Below are 1,330 nucleotides of genomic sequence, written 5' to 3' on the forward strand. Positions count from 1 at the left end.
GGCACGGCAGGTGACTACACCATCAAGTCCGCGCACTTTGAATACTTCCCGAGCAAAGCCCCACGGGTTGCAGGGATCGCGACACTGCCGGCGATCATCGACCCACCACTTGAGTTCCACGAGCAGTTTCAGATATTCGCCAACGATGAGGAACAGGTACTGGCAGATACGCCCTACAAGATCACCGCGGCCTCTGGAAAGGTTTGGAGGGGAACGACTGACAGCCAGGGTTTTACCCAGCGTGTCTACACCGCGACGCCCGAAAAGCTCTCGCTGATCTACGATATGGAAGAAGAGGAAGAAGAGGAAGAACTCGACGGTATTACTCTGCGCCTGGGCCTATTCTTCGATGGCACCGGCAACAACCTGGCCAATTCGGCAGCCACTGAACAATGCCGTCGTGAAGACCTGACACTGTTCGACCGCGACGAACTGGAAAGCATTATCCAACAGTGCGAGCGGTACGGTTTTGATGGGTTCGACGGGAGTGCCTTCAACGCTGCACCGGATAATAGTTACGGCAATGCGCCCAGTAATGTGGCTTATCTGTATGACTTGTATCCAGACCATGCCGTCGATGGTCTTCCTCCCGAGGCAGAGATTGGTTATCTGCGTGTCTACCTGGAGGGCATAGGGACTCGTAGTGGAGACAAGGACTCGCTTTACGGTCAGGGGCTGGGGCGGGGTGAAACCGGAGTGGTGGCGCGGGTTGAGCAGGCACCGGCGGCTATAGAGAAACAACTAGAGCGTTTCAAACAAGCTAACTCTAGTACCTCCATTCGACAAATTGAGTTCGATATTTTCGGTTTCAGTCGTGGTGCCGCCGCCGCCCGACACTGTGCCAACGAACTGCTCAAACCGGGTCGGGGCGTGTTTGGCGAGTTGCTGCAAGGAGGACGCTTTGGCCTGCTGGCGAGTTTCGACCCGGTGGTGGATATCAAGCTTAACCTGGTCGGCCTGTTCGACACCGTTGCGGCTATTGCAGCCGTTGCGCGTGGCGACCTAAGTCCAACGGATGCCAATAACCCAGGGGTCAATCTGTATCTGCCACCGGGCTGCGCCCGCCAGGTCATCCAGTTGCATGCCCGCGACGAGCACCGCCTCAATTTTGCGCTCAATAGCGTGCTGCACGGCCACCAGCAAATCAGCCTGCCCGGCGTTCACTCCGACATTGGTGGTGGTTACTTGCCGCGTGCGCGTGAACGAGTCTGGTTGACTGCGCCGCGACGAATCACCCTAGCGGCCCAGCGTCCGGTGCAGACGCATCCGTTGTGGGCGCAAACTCGTGCTCAGGTGCTGGCCCTGCGCGCCCGTGGTCTGGCCGGCGACG

1 protein-coding gene is annotated in these 1,330 nt (G+C 58.3%); it reads left to right on the forward strand.

Translation table 11 applies throughout. The features are described from left to right. Positions 1 to 1,330: T6SS phospholipase effector Tle1-like catalytic domain-containing protein (locus BMX68_RS24995; protein ID WP_177178876.1), on the forward strand; the 1,330-nt coding region annotated here is incomplete at both ends.

The sequence above is a fragment of the Pseudomonas agarici genome, assembly GCF_900109755.1.
GTDB lineage: Bacteria > Pseudomonadota > Gammaproteobacteria > Pseudomonadales > Pseudomonadaceae > Aquipseudomonas > Aquipseudomonas agarici.